Origin of the sequence: Roseburia sp. MSJ-14 (assembly GCF_018918225.1) — a bacterium.
Lineage (GTDB): Bacteria > Bacillota > Clostridia > Lachnospirales > Lachnospiraceae > Petralouisia.
This window is the reverse complement of sequence record NZ_JAHLQD010000008.1, coordinates 82203-102441: the sequence shown is the minus strand read 5'-3', so window position 1 is coordinate 102441 and position 20239 is coordinate 82203. Positions and strand designations below refer to the sequence as shown.

Genomic DNA, 20239 nt, shown 5'->3' with positions numbered 1-20239 from the left:
TATGTTTTGGGATGATAAACGGTATTACTCCGTAGATTATTACTTAAAGCACACTTTCGGTGAAAAGGTATACCGCCTTTCTTTAAATGGCGGTATGACCTGTCCAAATCGTGACGGAACCCTTGATACCAGAGGTTGTATTTTTTGCAGTGCTGCCGGTAGTGGTGACTTCGCCCAAAATGCCCAGGAATCTATTACACAGCAACTAGAGGATGCTAAGGAACAAATACGCAGCAAGCGCAACTGCAATAAATTCATAGCCTACTTTCAAGCATATACCAATACTTATGCCCCGGTGGATTATCTCCGCTCTATTTTTATGAAAGCAATCATGGACCCTGATGTGGTTATTTTATCCATTGCTACCCGTCCCGATTGTCTTTCCCGGGAAGTATTGGAATTGTTAGATGAATTAAATCAAATAAAACCCGTTTGGATTGAACTTGGTCTGCAAACGATTCACCCAAAAACCAGTACTTTTATTCGAAGTGGATTTACTTTATCTTGTTTTCATGAAGCTGTAGAACATTTAAATGCCCTTTCTATTCCGGTAATTGTTCACGTCATACTTGGTCTTCCCGGAGAAACCAAAGCAGATATGTTAGAAACGGTTGCCCATGTAGGAGCTCTCCATGTATTTGGAATCAAGTTGCAACTGCTCCATGTATTATCTGATACAGACTTGGGAATTTTATACAAGGAACATCCATTTCCACTGTTTTCACAAGATGAATATTGTCAAATGATTTGCGACTGCCTGGCTATTTTATCACCTGATGTTACCATTCACCGACTTACCGGTGACGGTCCCAAAGACCTTTTAATAGGACCTCTGTGGAGTAGTGCGAAACGCAGCGTATTAAATCAGATTCATAAAACATTAAAAGACCAGGATATTTGGCAAGGAAAAAATTATCCTTACCACAACTGACTTTTACAGCAAAATTTAAGGAGGAATGTAACATGGCTGAAGCTTTGACTCAATACAAATTAATTGTTTTATACATGTTAGATCATGTGGATTTTCCACTGACTAACACACAAATTTCGAACTTTGTATTGGAAAAAGAATATACTACTTATTTTACCATACAGCAGGCAATCAGTGAACTTATTAGTGCAGAACTGATTCGTACGGAATCTACACACAATAACACCCACTATTATATTACCCCCGCAGGACGAGAAACACTTTCCTACTTTCCGGATAAAATTTCTTCTGCTATTAAGGAAGATGTTCTCTCCTATTTTGCAGAAAACAAAATGGAATTAAAGCAGGAAATTTCCGTTATTGCTGACTACTATAAAACTACTGGTCAGGACTTTGCTGTTCGGTGCCAAATTCGCGAAAAAGAACGTTCTCTTTTAGACTTAACGATTGCAGTAAAATCAAAAGGACAGGCAGAGGCTATTTGCGCAAATTGGCAAAAGCAAGACGAAGAAGTCTACGGATATCTTATGGATTTACTTTTACGTTAAAGAACAAAAAAGCTTATGAAGGAAGAAGTTTTTATCTTCTACTTCATAAGCTCTTTTTAATCTAAGAAACGTATCTTCTCATTATCTCCATCTTTTGATTTCAATGGAGCATATCCTACTTTTGTATTATACTTTTCTTTATAACACTTTTGACACAGATTACCAAAGCTAATCGGCGCTCCACATTTAGAGCAATGCTGATTCATAATCTTATTATCTTGCTCTTTATACTCAATTCTGCCTTCGTCTATCCAACGTTTCACCTTATAATGAGGAATTTTAAAGTGTTCCGCTACCTGATACTCGGTTACATCTCGGGAACGAATATATTCCTTCACTTCATTAAATAACTGATTTTCAATGCATTGAGGACACATTTCCTTTTCATAATCAAGGGGCAACGGTCTTCGACATATGGAGCAAAACTTTAAATTCTCAAATAATGATACTTGTTCCATACAAAACGCTCCCTTCTTCCTACTTATTAGTATTATTGTACCATTTTACTACAGAAACGTCTACTAAAAACTGATAATTTTAGGAATAAAGCCTCCGTTTGTCGGACTCTTTCCCTCCCGAGCGATATTACTTATGATATAAAAAAGAAGTCATAGATTTTATGTCTACGACCTCTTCTTTACACTATATCCAAATGTTCCCAGGGAATGTTTTAAATCAAAATACGTTCCATGAGAATATACAATGGGTTCTGCCTTTTCTAACTGAAATTTACCTGTCTCATTCAGATAACTTTCATCCACATGTACTGCCACTACTTCTGCAAGAAACATATGATGTGAACCAAGTTCCTTACATTCTGTCACCTTACATTCGATATTTACCGGACTTTCTCCAATCAGAGGAGCTGACACTTTTGAGCCTTTTTGTCTGGTAAGCTTTAATTCCTTAAATTTATCTACATCTCTTCCGGACTTTACTCCACAGTAATCTGTAGCATATGCAAGTTCTTTCGTTGTCAAATTGATTACGAATTCGCCTGTCTCTTTTATCATATGATAAGAGTAACGTTCCGGTCTGACTGATATATAAGCCATAGGCGGGTTTGTACAAACCGTTCCAGTCCATGCTACTGTGATAATATTGTCGTTTCCCTGCTGATCCGATACGGTCACCATAACAGCAGGAACCGGGTATATCATATTCCCCGGTTTCCATTCCTGCTTTTTCATTTCAGGAGTAACTTTTCTTTCCGGCCTGCTTTCTTGCCTTCTACCAGTTACTTTTTTATTTTTCTTTTTTCTATTCATGTATTATTTTCCTATAATACTGCCATAAAAGAAGGAATTACCTGTTTCTTACGAGATACAACACCCTTAAGCCATACAGAATCTTCTCTTGGTTCAAAATGTCCTCGGAATGCAGCTTCTGCAATGTCTCTTGCTTCTGTACCTACATAAATCAATTCGGAACTTTCCTCTAAGATATTGGTTAACATAATATATATCATATCCAATTTGCGTTCTTCTAATACCTTTGGCATATAAGACATTAACTTTTCCTTTACTTCCTGAAGTTCTTCATCGCTCATAGCACTTAACTGGCCTACACCGAACTTCTTATCTCCTGCATTAAATTCCTTGAAATCCTGATAGAAGATTTCCTCTGCGGTTTTAGATGCAAAGTTACTTCCTGCCTTAAACATGTTTTTCGCATGTTCTTCGATTGAGATTCCTGCACGTTCTGCCAATGCTTCTGCTGCCTTTTTGTCTGCTTCTGTACAAGTTGGAGAACGGAACATCAAAGTATCTGATATAATAGCAGAACACAGTAAACCTGCAATTTTTCTATTAATATCGATGCCATATTCATGATACATCTGATAAATAATCGTTCCGGTACATCCCACCGGCTGGTTACGGAAGAATACCGGTGCAATCGTCTCAATATCACCAAGCTTATGATGGTCAATAATCTCTAAGATTTCTGCTCCATCAATTCCGTCTACTGCCTGAGATTTTTCATTATGGTCTACTAAAATCAGTTGTTTACGTCTCATATCCAACAAATTACGACGAGAAATCATACCTACATATTTTCCTTCTTCGTCAATAACCGGGAAATCACGATGACGTTCCTTAGACATAACCTTCTGTACATCTTCTACATATTCTTCTGTTTCAAATGTAATCAGGTTATCTCTACGCATAAAGTATTTGATTGGCATACTTTGATTAATAAGACGTGATGCTGTATAAGAGTCATAAGGAGTTGTGATAATAACACATCCTTTTTCCTCTGCTAACTTCTGAATATCCTCTGAAACTCCGGAATCAGAAACCACAACCAAACAGCTTGCATTCATTTCTAATGCACATGTCTGTGCCTCAGGACGATCGCCTAAAATTACAAGGTCATCATCCTCGATATATTCTTTCATTAAATCCGGGCTTCCTGCCGCTACTACAACCTTGCCTTTTACAAAGTATCCATGCTCATTTCCTACGATTACTTCGCCTTCTAATGTCTGTGCAATACTTCTATACTGTGTTCTTGCTGTAGCTAAAATCTTGCTATCATATACATCCATATAAGATGTAGCAATATCACCTGTAATAATGAGTCCCTGTAATGTTCCGTTATCACGAACAATTGGAAGTGTGGCTACATTTTGTGCTTTCATCATTTCCCATGCTGTTTTTAAGGAAATCTGGCAACTAACACCCGGCGTTTTACGGATTTCAATATCCTTTACCTGTGCTCCTACATCTCCCACATATTTTGGTGCATCTACCTTGAAGTGCTCTAATACATACTTTGTTTCTTCATTTGGCTGTCCTGCACATTTTGCTTCGTAATTCTTATCTCCAATTTTGCTCTTTAAGTCTGCATAGGCAATTGCTGAACAAATAGAGTCTGTATCCGGATTCTTATGTCCGATTACCCATACCTTTTTTTCCTGTTCCATCTCTGCTACCTCTAACTATTTCTTATTATTCTGTCAATATTACTTCTTGTCCTATATGAGTCCTGCCACAAAAGCCAGAACCCCGGCAATTCCTACAATATTTACAATTGCAAGTATAATCATTGCCCGCATATACCCTTTCATGGTCTTCATGCTCTGTTCACCGATTTCTACCCGCTCCAGTTTCTTTTCAAGTTCTTCCACCAGTGTCTGGATATTTCGGTAACACTTCACATCTTCGCTGTGAATCTTTTCGAACACTTCCCCCTTTACACTCTCCAATTTTTCTGACACAACTTTATCCACATCGCCAAGCTTTTCTGATACTTCATCCTTAACAGATTCCAGCTTATTGGATACTCCCTCTAATGTCTCTTTTATTGTTTCTGTCTGAGCTTCTGATTGCTTTTCCATAAACTCGGTTGCAATCTCTACTTTTTTATCAATTTCAGCAAGCTGTTGTCTTGCATTTTGATTGATTTCAGCTACCTGCTCAGAAATACGCTCATCCAAGGTATCCATCTCAGAACTAAAAGTTTCATCTACCACTTTAATTTGGGCATCCATGCGAGAAACAGCTGCATTTACCTGTGTTTCTACACTTTTTACCAGCTTGTCCGCTTCTATCTGTCGTTCCTCTAACACAGACTGAAGCTGCTTTGCCTTTTCTTCGCGTTCTTGCACGATTTCCTGAAGCTCTTCGACTTTATCTTCCCTTGAACTTAACAAACCCTGAAGCTGTCTTGCCTTCTCTTTGAATTCGTCAATTTGTTTCAGTAAAAAATCTTCTTTCTGCACCGTATCTCTTGTCCTTTCTCTTTCAGATTCCTGCTTTTTGGGTCTGTATTTCCTCTTAGTGATTTTCTTAAAAAAATTTTCCACAACCCAGCCCCCTTTATTTAATCGCAGTAGCGCATTATTGGTTCTATTGTAGCATTTCACTATATTTTTTGCAACCATAAACCTGCACTCTGCAAAAAAGAATCCGAACCATTTAAAGTTCGGACTCTTCTATCTTATCATTCTTGATTACTTTTTAAATATAATTGCTGTAGTTGCTTCCATAGTTATAATTAAAATTATAATATCCAGTTTCGGCATATGTATTAGACTTGGACGCCTCATTCTGAGCGTAATAATCTATCATAGATGCCTTTACTCCTACACTATAAGCATAGGAACCTGTACCGTTAAATAAATTCTTCACAGTGTCCATATCTGCCTTTTCAAAAGTATCCTTGTCAATACTTAAGGTATTATCACTCTTTACTGTAATACCAATTTTATTCAACTGATTCTTATACGCGTTAGTCAATGTTGTCATCTGTTCAGAAGTTCTAGCAATTCGCTTTGTATTGGCATCTTCTGTCTCTTCAATTACAGTATTGTAGTTTTCTACAAATGCATTTACTTTCTTGTAAATGGCATCTGTATCATACTTCTTTGTAAAGGTTCCATCCGAGTTCTTCACACTCTCCTGTTTGAACACACTCTTCGTTCCCTGGGTAATCAGTTCATCCACGGACTTTTTCAAATTTTCTCCTGCCTTCTCCATGCGTGTCAACTCCTTGGTGGAGTCTTTTGCAACAGAGGTTGATGTGACAGAGTTCTTTACGGCATCCGTAACTGCTTCTTTATCTTTATTATAATAAGACTTCAACAGCTTATGGTAACTTCCGCTACGAATGCTGGCATAGTCTGCTAAAACATTACTTCCTGTGCTTACACTTCCTGTCTTAGATCCGTTTCCACCTAAACTGGAAAACAATGTATTTACTGCATTAATATTTGATAATCCAAAATATGACATCGTACCACTCCTTTGACTTACTGGCGACTTCCCTGTCTACGTTACCTTTTTACTATATTTTATTATATCACCAACTTTTCTTTTTTGCAACGTTTCTGGCTTTTATGTATTTTTACTAAATATTTTTTCTTTTTTTGTGCTTTTTTATGTATTTTACAATATTTTTATGTTTTATTCACACTTTATTCATATTTAATTGTTACAATAAAGACAGTTAAAAAAGCAAGTAAATTGATTTCATGTTTTTTTACAGATAAATTTTTCATAATAGCCCTAGTGTCGTGAGATACTGGGGCACTCCTCATTAATAGACAAAAAAAGGAATCGTTATAGATTCCTTTTCTTTTTACGCAAATTATCTATCTTCTATTTGCCAATCAATTGGTTCTATTCCGTTTTTCTCCAAAAACGCATTTGCCTGACTAAAATGCTTGCATCCGAAAAATCCTCGATATGCAGATAATGGACTTGGATGTGGAGCCTTTAATATCAAGTGTTTCGGATTAGTCAACATGGGAATTTTGCTCTGTGCCGGTCTTCCCCAAAGCATATACACAATAGGACGATCCTGCGCATTTACTGCATTAATAATTGCATCCGTAAACTGCTCCCATCCTCTTCCCTGATGAGAATTCGCCTGATGAGCTCGCACTGTTAATACTGTATTAAGCATCAGCACTCCCTGTTCTGCCCACTTTACCAAGTAACCATTATTTGGGATTTTACATCCCAAATCGTCCTTGAGTTCTTTATAAATATTTTCTAAGGATGGTGGAATATCTACCTCCGGCTTTACGGAAAAACAAAGTCCATGTGCCTGTCCTTCGTTATGATACGGGTCTTGTCCTAAGATTAACACTTTTACCTTACTTAATGGTGTAAGATGTAATGCATTAAAAATATCATCTGCCGGTGGATAAATCACTTTTGTATTATATTCTTCTTTTATAAACTTATACAACTGGGCATAGTAAGGCTTTTTAAATTCACCACCAACCGCCTGCAACCAGTCATTTTCTATCATTCCCATATATCTGCCTTCTATCTTCTTACCGGTATTTTACATTCTGCTAAATAATTTTTTAATTCCATAATCTCTAATTCCTTATAATGGAATAAGGATGCTGCCAATGCTGCATCTGCCTTTCCTACCGTAAGGGCTTCTTTAAAATGTTCCATGGTGCCTGCTCCACCGGATGCGATTACCGGTATGGAAACATTCTCTGCAATGGTTCTGGTCAATTCCAAATCATATCCCGCTTTGGTACCGTCACAATCCATACTTGTCAACAGAATCTCTCCTGCGCCCAGTTGATTAGCCTTTATAGCCCATTCTACTGCATCTAGTCCGGTATCAATTCTACCGCCATTTTTATATACGTTCCAGCCTTTTCCGTCCTCACGTCTTCTGGCATCAATGGCAACCACTACACACTGACTGCCAAACTTGTCTGCGGCATCACTGATGAGTCTTGGTGTATTAATCGCAGAAGAATTAATCGATATTTTATCTGCTCCTTCACGCAACAACACTTTAAAATCTTCTACGGTACGAATTCCGCCGCCAACGGTGAATGGAATAAAGACCTTTTCAGCCACCTTTCGCACCATATCTACTACGGTATTTCTGGCATCGGAGGATGCTGTTATGTCTAAAAATACCACTTCGTCAGCACCTGCTTTGTCGTAAGCTGCTGCAATCTCTACCGGATTACCTGCATCACGAAGATTCACAAAATTTACGCCTTTTACTACCCGTCCGTTATTTACATCAAGACAGGGAATGATTCTTTTTGTAAACATCTTTATACCTCCCCTATCTTTGCAAAATTCTCTAAAATTTTAAGTCCTACACTGCTGCTCTTTTCCGGATGGAACTGGCATGCAAATACATTTTCTTTTTCTACGGATGCATGAATATTCACACCATACTCTGTTACCGCCTTTACAATGCTTTCTTCCTTGGCTTTCAAATAGTAGGAATGAACAAAATAGACAAATGCATCTTCTGGAATTCCTTCAAATAATCTGCCATGATTCTGCAATTTCAAGGAATTCCACCCAATATGTGGAATCTTAAGCCCCGGTTCTTCTGGAATCTTTACAATTTCTCCATCTAAAATATGAAGTCCTTCTACGCCACTGCTTTCTTCGCTTCCTTCAAACAATAACTGAAGCCCCAGACAAATTCCCAAAAATGGTGTCTTATTTTCTGTCACTTCTCGGATAACCTTGTCCAGCTCATATTTTTTCAGATTCTCCATTGCAACTCCAAATGCACCTACACCCGGTAAAATCACCTTATCAGCACTAAGAATCTCTTTTCGGTCACGGGTTACTACACTTTCCTGTCCAAGAAACTTCAATGCTTTTTCTACACTTTTGAGGTTTCCTGCATCATAATCCACAATTGCTATCATGCTTTGTCTCTCCTGTCCTACTGCTCTACTTTCTCTAGTCCTAACTTGTTAATCACATCAGCTACCGCATATGTAAATTCTTTCTTATCATCTAATGCATATACAGCTCTTGCATCATCTACGGACATCTGATAATTACTATTTAATTGTTCTTCAATACTCTGAAGCATTTTATTATATTCTTTATCTACTCCGGCAGTTGTTGCCTCTGCAATAAAACGATCATATCTGCCAACACCGCATATCAATGCTGCTAATGCTTCATTGTACATACTCTGGCTTTGATATGTATTATAACTTTCAATCTGCTGTTGTAAATATGCATTCAGTTTTGCTTTTTCGTAAAACTCTTTGTCTGCCTTCTTCATTTCTTTTCCATCCAGACAATTAAAAGCAGATACATATTCACCTTGCTGATAATAATCTTTCGCATCTGAAATTGCTGCATTGTAACCGGAAAGTCCGCTTAAAAGGTTTATTAAAACAACAATTGACAGGCAACACAATACGATTAGTATTACCGGTTTTTTCGGCAATGGCTTTGATTTTACTACAGGTTCCTGATTCTGTAATTTTAAAGCCTTCTTTTCTGCCTTTTCTTTTGCTTTTTGCTCTTTTGCGGCTTTTTTTTCTGCCTTCTTTTCTGCTTTTTCCTGCGCTTTTTGCTCTTTTTCAGCCTTTTTTTGTTCCGCCTTTTCCTGTTTCTTTTTCGCTTCTTCATCTTCTTCTGAAACAGTTGTCTGACCTTCTAATTCACGCAATGCGCTTAGCTCTTCTTCTGATAAATTTTCAATATCAGCCGGTGCTAACGGCTCTGCTTTCGGCTTCTTGCCCTCTTCTTCCTCTTCGCCAAACAAGATAGCAGAAAACCTTGCGAAAAATCCCTTTTTCTTTCCTTTTTCTTCTGTTTTCTGCGGTTCTTCTGATTTTTCCGATACCTCATTAGTCGCCTTCTGTACAGGTTCTTCTCCCATATCCAAGTTCAATCCTTCGATTTCCCTTGCAAGCCGTTCTGCTTCTGAGATATCCTCTGTTTCACCACTTTCCGTTTTCTCTGATATATCATTCAAATCATCCAATCCGTCTGATAAATTGAACTCTTGACCAATTCCGTCTAAGTCAGGATCTTCCTCAGCAAAATTTTTCAAAGATTCGTCTATCGGCAAATCTCCATCACCTAAAGTGTCCTCTGTATTACTCGATTTGACATCATTCACAATTGAACCGATACTATCCATAAAGTCTGATGGACTGTCACTTTGGTCTAATCCTAATTCCTGTTCTAATTCGCTGTCACTCTTACTGTCTTTTGAAATCTCCGCTTCTATATCGGTATCAGAGGTTTCTCCCAGTGTTTTTTCAAATTCTTTCAAAAAATCTTCTTCGTTGATTCCTTCTAAATCCTTTTCGTATTTATCCACTGTTCCATCCTCCCTGATGTTTTCTCTTTGTCCTTTTTTATCGTCCATCTCTTTTAGCAAGTCGTCCAGATATTCTTCTCTTTCACTCAACTGCCCCACCTCCGATAAATATTCTCTGACAATATTGTAACATACACTAAAATATTACACAATCAATTCTTAAAACTATGAATTGGTGCAGGAATTCTACCTTTTCTATTTACAAAATCAGCACATGAATACTGATTTACCGGCATAATTGGTGCATATCCAAATAATCCACCAAATTCTACGGTATCACCTACACCTTTTCCGATAACCGGAATCAAACGTGCTGCTGTTGTTTTCTGATTTACCATTCCTAATGCCATCTCGTCTGCAATAATACCGGAAATTGTAGTTGCTTTCGTATCTCCCGGAATTGCAATCATATCAAGTCCTACGGAGCATACACAAGTCATAGCCTCTAATTTTTCTAATGTAATCGCACCAGCTTCTACTGCATTAATCATTCCCTGATCTTCGCTGACAGGAATAAATGCTCCACTTAATCCGCCTACATAGGAAGATGCCATAACACCGCCCTTTTTCACCTGGTCATTTAATAATGCAAGTGCTGCTGTTGTTCCCGGTGCTCCTGCAAACTCTAAACCGATTTCGCATAAGCAGTCTGCAACACTATCACCGATTGCCGGAGTTGGTGCTAAGGACAAGTCTATGATTCCAAATGGAATTCCAAGTAATCTGGAAGCTTCCTGTGCTACTAACTGACCTACACGGGTTACTTTGAATGCTGTCTTTTTGATAGTCTCACATAATACTTCAAAGCTTTCTCCACGCACCTGCTCTAATGCAGTCTTAACAACACCCGGTCCGCTAACACCTACATTAATGATAGCATCTGCTTCTGTTACACCATGGAATGCACCTGCCATAAATGGGTTATCGTCTGGTGCATTGCAGAATACAACCAGCTTCATACAATCTACGGAATCTCTGTCTTTTGAAAGTTCTGCTAACTCTAAAAGAATCTCTCCCATCAATCTTACACCGTCCATGTTGATACCGGTCTTAGTAGAGGCAAGATTTACAGAACTACATACACGTTCTGTACGACAAAGTGCCATTGGAATAGAACGAATTAATAACTCGTCTGCCTTTGTCATTCCTTTAGATACCAATGCAGAATAACCACCGATTAAGTTAACTCCTACCGCTTTTGCTGCTGCATCTAATGTATCTGCAATCGTTGCAAAGTCCTCAGAGGTCTTACATGCAGCTCCACCAACTAATGCAATTGGAGTAACGGAAATACGCTTATTTACAATCGGAATACCGAATTCATTTTCAATAGTTGTTCCAACAGATACTAAATCCTTTGCTACTGTTGTAATCTTATTATAAATATTTTCATTTAATTTTTTCAAATCAGAATCAATGCAGTCCAACAGACTGATACCAATGGTAATGGTACGCACATCCAGATTCTCCTGCTCGATCATTTTATTGGTTTCATTTACTTCCCATCTATTTATCATGTCTGTACCACTCCTTAAATTCTGTGCATTTTGTTAAAAATTTCTTCTTTCTGACATTTGATGTTTACGCCTATTTCATCGCCCAACTGTTCCAAATCTTTAGAAACCTGATCAAAGGATTTTGTTGCCTTTTTGAAATCTGCAATCATCATCATATTAAAGAAATCCTGTACAATTGTCTGACTGATGTCCAGTACGTTGATTTCATTCTCAGAAAGGTAAGTACATACCTTTGCAATGATTCCTACAGTATCTTTTCCAACTACAGTAATAATGGTTTTGTCTGCTCTTTTTTCCATGATGTTCTCCTCTTTTTCTTCTTTTTCTTTTTACTATACTAAAGTATGTTTTCAAAACTTGCAAGTATTTTATTACTTTTTGTAAATGTAATTATATTTCTATCATCTCTGATACGCTGTCTCTTTTGGCTACCTGAATAGGGAAATCGGATGCTTTATATTGGTTGTCCGCCATATCTACTTCTAATCTCACCGTTTCATAAGCAAGTTTCTCGTAATTATTTTCTTTACTTAAATGTCCTAATATAACAGTTTTAAAATTATCGTGAAGTACTTCGCTTAATAACTGTCCGGATAACTCATTTGATAAATGTCCTTTATCCCCCAAGATACGTTGTTTTAAGTAATATGGATAACTTCCCACCTGAAGCATATGTACATCGTGATTTGCTTCTAGCAACAACACATCCAGATTCTGAAGCTTTTGTACGATATAATCATCATACTTTCCAAGGTCTGTCATAACTGCCATGGACTTTCCCGGTTGTCGCAAAATATATGCGGTAGGTTGTGCTGCATCATGGGAAATCGCCACAGGACTTACCGTAATATCTCCAATGGTAAAGTCCACGTCAGGCTCAATTTCCACAAATAAATCTTCCGGTATCTTTCCTACACTTTTTGTATTTAAAATTGCTTCTTTGGTTCCCTTGGTTGCATAAATGGGAATTCCATATTTTCTTGACACAACTCCCAGACCACTAATATGATCGGAATGTTCATGTGTCACTAATATTCCATCCATTTCTTTGGTAGTATGACCAATAAAGTTAAGTCCTTCTTCTATCCGTTTTCCACTGATTCCCGTATCTATCATCAGGCTTGTGGTTTCGGACCCTGCAAAAATGCAGTTTCCGCTACTTCCGCTTGCAATGCTGCACAATTTCATAAAGTTTCATTCTCCCAGTATATCTCGATGACATCTCCATCGTTTAATTCTGCTGTATAAGCCGGTATCTCACCATTTAACTTGGTAACAATTGCTCTTCCTTTTGCCTCATTCAAGTTGAAGTTAATTTTATCAAATACTTCTACAAAAATGTAAGAAGATTTTCCGCTCATAGTTACAGGTGCTCCGTTCACCATAACACTGATGGTTTTTGCTGCTTGCTCCGGTACTTTTACCTGTACCTCTGTTTTTTTCTGAATGGTAGGACGAATATCGTTTTCTGCTGCTCGTTGTGACTCTAAATACTTTGCCTCTAATTCTTCCTGTGTCAGCTCCCGCTGTTCTTCTTTCGGTTCAGGCTCTAACTCGGAAGTATTGTCTGTTACTGTACCATCCGTACTATCCGCACTATCTGTATTTTGAGCCTCTGCTTCTGTCTCTATCTGTTCTACATTCTCCGGTTCATCTGTTACATTCTTTTCTGTTTCGTCTATCTCTTGTTCTGCTTCATCTGCTTGCTGTATCTCTTCTAATGGAGTTCGATAAGCTAACACAGTCCAATCAATAGAAAAGTTCTCATAGACTAATGTGCCTAAGTCTGCCGGCTTATTGTTTACCAGAATTTCCTGATCCATGTCTATTTCCACATCCATAAATTCCATAACCTGACCCACGGTATAAAATCCACGCATTTCCACATCATCATTTTCCTGTATCTCATAATATGGTGGTTCAAGGCTACCGTTTACTTCTGCAAACTTTGGACAAGACACTTTTTTTCCATTTACTTCAAAAGTAAGTGTGGATGTTCCATATTCCTCTAACTGTTCTAGACGATAAACAGCCGCTTCTCCTGCTGTGGATGGCTCAATCACAATTTCCATGTTCGGTTCCAGTGGTGTATTGATATTTCCCGGTCTTCCATTTACCAAAATGATTGCAGCCTCTCCTGCATCTCCTCTTGCTATACGCTTTCTTCCATTTACAATAAAATTAATTTCTCTTCCTCTTCTCGGAAAAAGTTCTTCCTTTGGAAATCCTGCCTGTAATGCAGCATCCACCACGGTAAGCCTGCTATTGTCATATAACTTAATTCTTTCCCCGTTAAAACGTACGAAGATAAAATTGTTCTTCTGGTCATAATAATTCAGACAGATTCCAATTGGTGTAACTAAAAGCGGATCTTTCTTAATTTCGGGCTGTTCAAAGTGAATTTCCTGCAACACTTCTTCTCCACGAAGAGCCACACGTTCCTTTGGCAGTTCCAACTCTTCTGCAAGATTTTCCACAAATCCATGCACTTTACCGCCACCACCAACTACAAAGGTAGCACTTACTGTATTGCCGCCATTTAATTCTTTAATCTTATCAGCAATATCCTTGGTAAGTTTGTCTACCAGTGGTGCCACCAATTCCCATACTTCCGTTGCCGGAACGGTATGCTGAATCATCATAATATCCTGGTAATCAATGGTTTCTTCTGTCGTAGATGCTAACTTGATATGCTCTGCTGTTTTAAAATCTACCAGATAATGCTGTACAATTGCCTCGGTAATTTCATCACCGGCACTTGGTATCATGCCGTATGCAATAATGCTGCCATCTCTGGTAATGGAAATATCGCTGGTGCCTGCTCCTACATCCACTAATGCAATGTTCAACATACGGAATGCTTCCGGAATGGCTACGTTGATTGCGGCAATAGGCTCCAAAGTAAGATTTGCCACCTTCATTCCTGCAAACTCTACTGCGGAATACAATCCGTCTACTACATCTTCCGGTAAGAATGTAGCAATAATATCTTCGCTGATAACATCTGCCTTATGTCCTTCCAGATTGGAAATCACTTCACCGTTTAAATAGTATTTTACAGTAGAGTAACCTACACAGTAAAACTTAAACTTGGTATCATTGTTTTCATTTAAAATTTGCTGTGCTTTCTCTACTCCTAACAAATCCAAGGTATGAATATCTTCTCCGGTTACTACGGTTTCTTCCGGATATTCATATTCTACCGTTGTATTTACTGTTTTTAATACACGACCCGCAGCCGCAATACAGGTTTCTTCTAATTTTATATGAAGCTGTTCTTCCAACTGGCGTTTTACACCATGAATGGTTCGACCAACTCTTCGAATATCGTGAATCTGACCGTCTAACATGGAACGTGTTTCATGCTGCTTTATAAACTGTGCTGCTACAATAAATTCATTTTCTTGTTTATATCCCACGGTTCCTACTACATTTCTTGTTCCAATATCCAGTCCGAACACCAATGGTACACCGTTTAACTGTTGTTCCATCTGCTTTGTCTCTCCCTTGTCCTTCATTACCTGTGCAATTTGGTAAAAACTTTCCTCTTTTGTCCCATTATTGTCAATGACTACCTGACATTTTTGACGGTAAACTTCCTCCGAAAGCTGGCTTTTGAATATCTGTTCTACCTTTTCTTCGGAATATCCTCTGGTTTCCATCAAACGGGCTTTTCTATTTTCTTCGGTAGTATAAATATACCACAATTCATCACATATTTCATCATAATGATCTTCAATTAAAAGAGCCGCCTCGATAATCAGATAATCCAAGGATTCCATCTTTCTTTGTTCTGCTATTTCTCCTCGAATAAAATCTTTCACCGCCGGATGTACGATTCTATTTACTTCTTCCCGTAATTCCCCGGAAGCAAAAAGTTCTTTTGCCAATGCTTTTCTGTCAATATGCTCATGATCTTCCTGATACACTTCCGCCGGAAGAATCCGAAGTAGTTTTTCATAGCATTCTGTTCCCGGCTCCATTAAATCATGTGCAATTTCATCTGCTATAAGATTTTTCGCTTTATAATTTTTTTCTAAATATTCTAAAATGGCGGACTTCCCTGCTCCTACTCCGCCGGTAATTCCGATTACCTGCATAGGCGATACTCCTTCTCTTTAATGTGCTTCATACCAGTCTTTTCCATGTTTCATATCTATTTCCAGTCTTACAGCTAAATCTGCCGCATGTTCCATTTCTTTTTTTAGCAAAGCCTCTACCTGTTCTAGTTCTTCTTTCCATGCTTCAATCAAAAGTTCGTCATGTACCTGCAATATCAATCTGGACTTCAATCCCTGACTTTTTAGTCCTTCATTCACGCGTATCATAGCGATTTTAATAATATCTGCCGCAGTTCCCTGAATCGGTGAATTCATAGCTACACGTTCTCCAAAAGCTCGTTGCATAAAATTGCTGGATGACAACTCCGGAATCGGACGTCTTCTTCCAAACATCGTAGTGACATAACCCTGTTCTTTTCCTTGTGCCACTAAGCCGTCTAAGAATGTCTTTATGCCCGGATAAGTTTCAAAATATCTGTCGATATATTCAGAAGCCTCTTTTTTCGTGATACTAAGGTCCTGACTTAATCCAAAGGAACTGATTCCATATACAATACCAAAGTTGACGGCTTTCGCATTTCTTCTTTGTAATGCGGTTACTTCGTCAAATGGTACATGAAATACCTGAGAAGCTGTCATTCTATGAATATCCTGTGCTTCCCGATATGCGGTAATCAAGTTCTGATCTCCGGACATATGTGCCAATACACGCAACTCTATCTGAGAATAGTCCGCATCTATTAAGACACATCCCTCTTTTGGAATAAAAACTTTTCGTATCTGTCTTCCAAGTTCCATACGAATCGGAATGTTCTGTAAGTTTGGCTCCGTACTGCTGATTCTTCCTGTTGCGGTAATAGTCTGATTGAAGTTAGAATGAATTCTTCCATCCTCTTCAATATAGTTTGCCAATCCATCTGCATATGTGGATTTCAGCTTTGTCAACTGACGGTACTCTAATATCTTAGATACGATTGGGTACTCCGGTGCTAACTTCTCCAAAACCTCCGCCTTCGTAGAATATCCTGTTTTTGTCTTTTTTCCATTGGGCATCTGCAATTTTTCAAAGAGAATTACCCCGAGCTGTTTGGGAGAATTTATGTTAAATTCTTCTCCTGCATCTTGGTATATCTCCTGTTCCAGTTCTACAATTTTTCCCTGCAATGCAGTTCCGTATTCTTTTAATGCCTTTGCATCTACCAATACTCCGGCACGTTCCATATCAAACAACGTATATACCAATGGCATTTCTATTTCACGATATAACTGTTCCATGCCCGTTTCACGCAGTTTATTCTCTAAAATTTCCGCAGACGCAAAACAAGTATATGCGCCAAAGCACAAATAGGACATAAATGCTTCTTCTTTTTCAGCAACTGCCTGTCCATCTGTTAACTTTCCAAGCAAATCTTGTCTGGACGGAACTAAAAGTTCTAAATGCTCTTTGGCTACATCATCAATTGCATAATCATTCTTTAATGGATTCAAGAGATATGCACCGATTAAAACATCATCTATGCGCTCTCTGTCTTCCTGTCTTGGCGTAAGATAAGGTAACTGTGACTTCAAGTCGAAACATGCTGTTTTTCCCGGTTGTTCTAATAATTTCTGCAACTGTTCTAACAGATATTCTCCTGTCAGTTCTTCTCCCGCCTTTAAGAAAAATATTTTTTCTCTACCACAGGAAACTCCTAAGCCAAGTACTTTTTGTGCTACTTTCGATTCACACTTGTCTGTTTCACCGTTTGCCTGTTGTAAGAAGCTATCTAACGTCAACTGTCCTTCCGGTTGTTCTGCCTTGGGGTCTGTACTTAACCAAAATCCTCTATACGCTGCCTTTCCTGCCTCAGCAAACACTTTATCCGCTTCTTTTTTCTGAGTAATTTTCCTGAAATATTGCTCTACCGGATTCACCGGTGCTTCTATTTGGAAACGATTCAGCATATTTTTAAATTCCAGTTTTTTCATCCAGACATATGCCTCCGGCGTAAATAAATCTCCGATTTTCGCATCTTCTATCTCATAGGAAACAGGTGCATTCACTTCGATCGTGGCAAGTGTTTTACTCATTTTTGCCATATCGTAGTGCTCGCGTAAATTATTCTGTGCCCTTGGTGGCTTTATTTCATCCACATGAGCGTATGCATTTTCAATGCTTCCGTACTGTACAATCAAGGCAGTTGCCGTTTTCTCACCAATTCCCGGAACTCCCGGTATATTGTCGGCAGTATCACCCATTAATGCTTTCACATCAATAAATTCCATTGGTGTTACCTGATACTTTTCCTTCACATCTTTTGCATAATAGTCTTCGATTTCCGTTCCGGTTCTCTTTGTCTTTGGAATTCTTATCTTAATATGTTCACTGGCAAGCTGCAACAAATCACGGTCTCCCGATACCAGGGATACTTCCATTCCCTTGGCTTCACTTTGTTTTGCCAATGTTCCTAATATATCGTCTGCCTCATATCCTTCTTGTTCTACGATAACAACGCCCATTGACTGTAAAACTTCCTTCATTACCGGAACCTGTTGACGCAGTTCATCTGCCATTGGCTTTCTGGTTCCCTTGTATGCCTCATACATTTTATGTCGAAATGTAGGCGCATGTACGTCAAATGCCACCGTTAAATATTCCGGCTTTTCTTCTTCTAATATTTTAAATAAAATATTTAAAAATCCATACACTGCATTGGTATGAAGTCCTTCTGCGTTGGTAAGGTCGGGAATTCCAAAAAATGCCCTGTTTAAAATACTGTGTCCATCTATTAAAACTATTTTTTCACTCATTCAGATTCTGTTTTCCTTTTTCTATATTGCTCTGGTATACTTCTTCAGCCATTCCTTTTCTTCTTCATTCAGATAAGGAGATACTTTTTCATATACCATCTTATGATAATCATTTAAAAGCTTACGCTCTGTGCCCGTCATTTCTTCCGGAATAATTGCATCCAAGTCAATCGGTGCATAGGTTATGGTCTCAAATTCCATGAATTGTCCATATTCGTTCTTTTCTGCCTTTTTACAAATCAGTTCATTCTCAGTACGGATTCCGTACTTGCCTTCTAAATATACACCCGGTTCATCGGTAGTAACCATACCTTCTTCTAACTCGCAACTGTCATTGCGCTCCGGAACGATTTTCCAACGAAAACCATTTGGTCCTTCGTGAACATTTAATAAATATCCGATTCCATGTCCGGTTCCGCACTTATAATCCAAGCCTAAATTCCACAATGGTCCTCTGGCTAAAATATCAAGATTAATTCCACGGCATCCATATAAGAACTTTGCTGCTGCAAGATTCAAATTAGAACGGCACACCGTTGTAAAATGGAATTTTTCTTCTTCGGTTAATTTTCCAAGTGCAATGGTTCTGGTGATATCTGTACTTCCATCTAAATAATGTCCGCCAGAATCTACTAATAAGAATCCTTCCGGTTTCAGTTCTGTATCAGATTCCGGTGTTGCGCTGTAATGCATCATTGCTGCATTTGCGCCATATGCACTGATTGTTCCGAAACTTAAGTCTACAAATAAATCCTGTTCTCTTCTTCTTGCTTCCAGATAATCAGAAGCGGAAATTTCAGTAATTTTTTGTTTTCCGATATTGGTTTTCAACCAATATAAGAACTTTGTAACAGCTACTCCATCCTTAATATGCGCATTTCTGATATTTTTAAGCTCTGTCTCATTTTTTATCGCCTTCATAAGTTCTGTTGGGTTACTCTTAACCACTACATTCACTTCCGGCTTTAAGCTATGACAGATTCTATAGTTTACAATGCTTTTATCTAACATTACCGTCTTTCCTGCCGGAATTTCTTCTGCATAAGAATAGATATCTTCGTAAGGACGAATGATAATGTTATTTTCTTTGCAATATGCTTTTAATTTATCATCCAATACTTCTTCGTGGATAAACCAATAAGTCTCTTCCATGGTAACTGCGGCAAATGATAACACTACCGGCACGCATTCAATATCACCACCACGAATATTAAAAAGCCATGCAATATCATAAAGAGAGGTCAGGATGTGAATATCTGCCTGACTTTCTTTCATTTTTTCTCTTACTCTTGTAAGTTTGCTCTTGGCACTTTCTCCTGCATATTTTTCTTCTAATATATACACCGGATTCATTGGAAGCTGCGGACGCTCCTTCCAAATGATTCCTACCAAATCTTCTGTTACATATAATGAACCATTTTTCTTGGCAACAATTTCTTCATATCTGGCACCATCTGCGGCATTGATAACTCTTCCGTCAAATCCCAGACATGCGCCCTCTTTTAAGTTCTTTTCTACATATTCTCGAACTGTCGGAACTCCCTCTTCACCCATTTTAAAAAGTGTAACCGGTGTTCCCGCAAGTTGCTTTTCTGCCTGAATGAAGTATCTTCCATCTGTCCACAGTCCAGCCTCTGTCATGGTAACTACCGCTACTCCTGCTGATCCTGTAAAACCTGTAATGTATTTTCTTGCTTTAAAATAATCCCCTACATACTCAGACTCATGAAAATCTGAAGTAGGAATGATATACATATCAATATTTCTCTTTTTCATCTCTGCCCGTAAGGCTTCGATTCTTTCTGCTATCATTTT

17 protein-coding genes are annotated in these 20239 nt (G+C 38.3%); 2 read left to right on the top strand and 15 right to left on the bottom strand.

Annotation, left to right across the window (positions count from 1 at the left end):
- Window position 1 precedes the first annotated feature (1 nt).
- Together KQI83_RS02895 and KQI83_RS02890 are read left to right on the top strand one after the other, a co-directional pair.
- Window positions 2–931, top strand: a complete 930-nt coding sequence (locus KQI83_RS02895) for a TIGR01212 family radical SAM protein (RefSeq protein ID WP_216554627.1) — start codon at window positions 2–4, stop codon at window positions 929–931.
- A 32-nt stretch (window positions 932–963) separates the two neighbouring features.
- Window positions 964–1479 (top strand): DUF4364 family protein, encoded by a 516-nt coding sequence (locus KQI83_RS02890; RefSeq protein WP_216554625.1) that lies wholly within the window; start codon window positions 964–966, stop codon window positions 1477–1479.
- Window positions 1480–1535: 56 nt separating this feature from the next.
- Here the strand turns inward: KQI83_RS02890 and KQI83_RS02885 are convergent, their stop codons facing one another.
- From KQI83_RS02885 to KQI83_RS02815, 15 genes are all read right to left on the bottom strand, one after another.
- Window positions 1536–1937 (bottom strand): hypothetical protein, encoded by a 402-nt coding sequence (locus KQI83_RS02885; protein WP_216554622.1) that lies wholly within the window; start codon window positions 1935–1937, stop codon window positions 1536–1538.
- A 165-nt stretch (window positions 1938–2102) separates the two neighbouring features.
- Entirely contained in the window at window positions 2103–2669 is a 567-nt protein-coding gene (locus KQI83_RS02880) for a flavin reductase family protein (RefSeq protein ID WP_216555398.1), read from the bottom strand.
- A gap of 89 nt (window positions 2670–2758) precedes the next feature.
- Entirely contained in the window at window positions 2759–4405 is a 1647-nt protein-coding gene (locus KQI83_RS02875) for a putative manganese-dependent inorganic diphosphatase (protein WP_216554620.1), read from the bottom strand.
- 51 nt (window positions 4406–4456) lie between these two features.
- Window positions 4457–5287: a hypothetical protein gene (locus tag KQI83_RS02870; RefSeq protein WP_216554618.1), complete on the bottom strand. Its 831-nt coding sequence runs from the start codon at window positions 5285–5287 to the stop codon at window positions 4457–4459.
- 154 nt (window positions 5288–5441) lie between these two features.
- The gene (locus KQI83_RS02865; protein ID WP_253295477.1) at window positions 5442–6215 is read right to left on the bottom strand and encodes a hypothetical protein; all 774 of its coding nucleotides are present in this window, start codon (window positions 6213–6215) and stop codon (window positions 5442–5444) included.
- Between the two features lie 355 nt (window positions 6216–6570).
- Window positions 6571–7245, bottom strand: a complete 675-nt coding sequence (locus KQI83_RS02860; RefSeq protein WP_216554616.1) for a uracil-DNA glycosylase — start codon at window positions 7243–7245, stop codon at window positions 6571–6573.
- A gap of 11 nt (window positions 7246–7256) precedes the next feature.
- Window positions 7257–8018, bottom strand: coding sequence for an imidazole glycerol phosphate synthase subunit HisF (gene hisF / locus KQI83_RS02855; RefSeq protein ID WP_216554614.1), 762 nt, complete (start codon window positions 8016–8018; stop codon window positions 7257–7259).
- A 2-nt stretch (window positions 8019–8020) separates the two neighbouring features.
- Window positions 8021–8635, bottom strand: coding sequence for an imidazole glycerol phosphate synthase subunit HisH (hisH, locus tag KQI83_RS02850; protein ID WP_216554612.1), 615 nt, complete (start codon window positions 8633–8635; stop codon window positions 8021–8023).
- A 17-nt stretch (window positions 8636–8652) separates the two neighbouring features.
- Window positions 8653–10146: a hypothetical protein gene (locus tag KQI83_RS02845; protein WP_216554611.1), complete on the bottom strand. Its 1494-nt coding sequence runs from the start codon at window positions 10144–10146 to the stop codon at window positions 8653–8655.
- 62 nt (window positions 10147–10208) lie between these two features.
- On the bottom strand, window positions 10209–11573 hold the full coding sequence (locus KQI83_RS02840) for a PFL family protein (RefSeq protein WP_216554610.1): 1365 nt from the start codon (window positions 11571–11573) through the stop codon (window positions 10209–10211).
- A 14-nt stretch (window positions 11574–11587) separates the two neighbouring features.
- Window positions 11588–11872 (bottom strand): ACT domain-containing protein, encoded by a 285-nt coding sequence (locus tag KQI83_RS02835; RefSeq protein ID WP_216554609.1) that lies wholly within the window; start codon window positions 11870–11872, stop codon window positions 11588–11590.
- Window positions 11873–11963: 91 nt separating this feature from the next.
- Window positions 11964–12761: an MBL fold metallo-hydrolase gene (locus tag KQI83_RS02830; RefSeq protein ID WP_216554608.1), complete on the bottom strand. Its 798-nt coding sequence runs from the start codon at window positions 12759–12761 to the stop codon at window positions 11964–11966.
- Entirely contained in the window at window positions 12758–15673 is a 2916-nt protein-coding gene (gene coaE / locus KQI83_RS02825; RefSeq protein ID WP_216554607.1) for a dephospho-CoA kinase, read from the bottom strand. Before coaE ends, KQI83_RS02830 begins: the two co-directional genes overlap by 4 nt.
- 18 nt (window positions 15674–15691) lie before the next feature.
- On the bottom strand, window positions 15692–18424 hold the full coding sequence (gene polA, locus KQI83_RS02820; protein WP_216554606.1) for a DNA polymerase I: 2733 nt from the start codon (window positions 18422–18424) through the stop codon (window positions 15692–15694).
- 21 nt (window positions 18425–18445) lie between these two features.
- Window positions 18446–20236, bottom strand: coding sequence for an aminopeptidase P family protein (locus KQI83_RS02815; protein WP_216554605.1), 1791 nt, complete (start codon window positions 20234–20236; stop codon window positions 18446–18448).
- Window positions 20237–20239: the final 3 nt, after the last annotated feature.

Excerpts from the sequence above, each read along its gene's own strand:
- KQI83_RS02895 (WP_216554627.1), top strand. The coding sequence starts at position 2 with ATGTTTTGGGATGATAAACGGTATTACTCCGTAGATTATTACTTAAAG.
- hisH (WP_216554612.1), bottom strand. The coding sequence starts at position 8,635 with ATGATAGCAATTGTGGATTATGATGCAGGAAACCTCAAAAGTGTAGAA.
- KQI83_RS02815 (WP_216554605.1), bottom strand. The coding sequence starts at position 20,236 with ATGATAGCAGAAAGAATCGAAGCCTTACGGGCAGAGATGAAAAAGAGA.
- coaE (WP_216554607.1), bottom strand. The coding sequence starts at position 15,673 with ATGCAGGTAATCGGAATTACCGGCGGAGTAGGAGCAGGGAAGTCCGCC.
- KQI83_RS02885 (WP_216554622.1), bottom strand. The coding sequence starts at position 1,937 with ATGGAACAAGTATCATTATTTGAGAATTTAAAGTTTTGCTCCATATGT.
- KQI83_RS02830 (WP_216554608.1), bottom strand. The coding sequence starts at position 12,761 with ATGAAATTGTGCAGCATTGCAAGCGGAAGTAGCGGAAACTGCATTTTT.
- polA (WP_216554606.1), bottom strand. The coding sequence starts at position 18,424 with ATGAGTGAAAAAATAGTTTTAATAGATGGACACAGTATTTTAAACAGG.
- KQI83_RS02890 (WP_216554625.1), top strand. The coding sequence starts at position 964 with ATGGCTGAAGCTTTGACTCAATACAAATTAATTGTTTTATACATGTTA.
- hisF (WP_216554614.1), bottom strand. The coding sequence starts at position 8,018 with ATGTTTACAAAAAGAATCATTCCCTGTCTTGATGTAAATAACGGACGG.
- KQI83_RS02880 (WP_216555398.1), bottom strand. The coding sequence starts at position 2,669 with ATGAAAAAGCAGGAATGGAAACCGGGGAATATGATATACCCGGTTCCT.
- KQI83_RS02875 (WP_216554620.1), bottom strand. The coding sequence starts at position 4,405 with ATGGAACAGGAAAAAAAGGTATGGGTAATCGGACATAAGAATCCGGAT.
- KQI83_RS02840 (WP_216554610.1), bottom strand. The coding sequence starts at position 11,573 with ATGATAAATAGATGGGAAGTAAATGAAACCAATAAAATGATCGAGCAG.
- KQI83_RS02865 (WP_253295477.1), bottom strand. The coding sequence starts at position 6,215 with ATGTCATATTTTGGATTATCAAATATTAATGCAGTAAATACATTGTTT.
- KQI83_RS02860 (WP_216554616.1), bottom strand. The coding sequence starts at position 7,245 with ATGGGAATGATAGAAAATGACTGGTTGCAGGCGGTTGGTGGTGAATTT.
- KQI83_RS02835 (WP_216554609.1), bottom strand. The coding sequence starts at position 11,872 with ATGGAAAAAAGAGCAGACAAAACCATTATTACTGTAGTTGGAAAAGAT.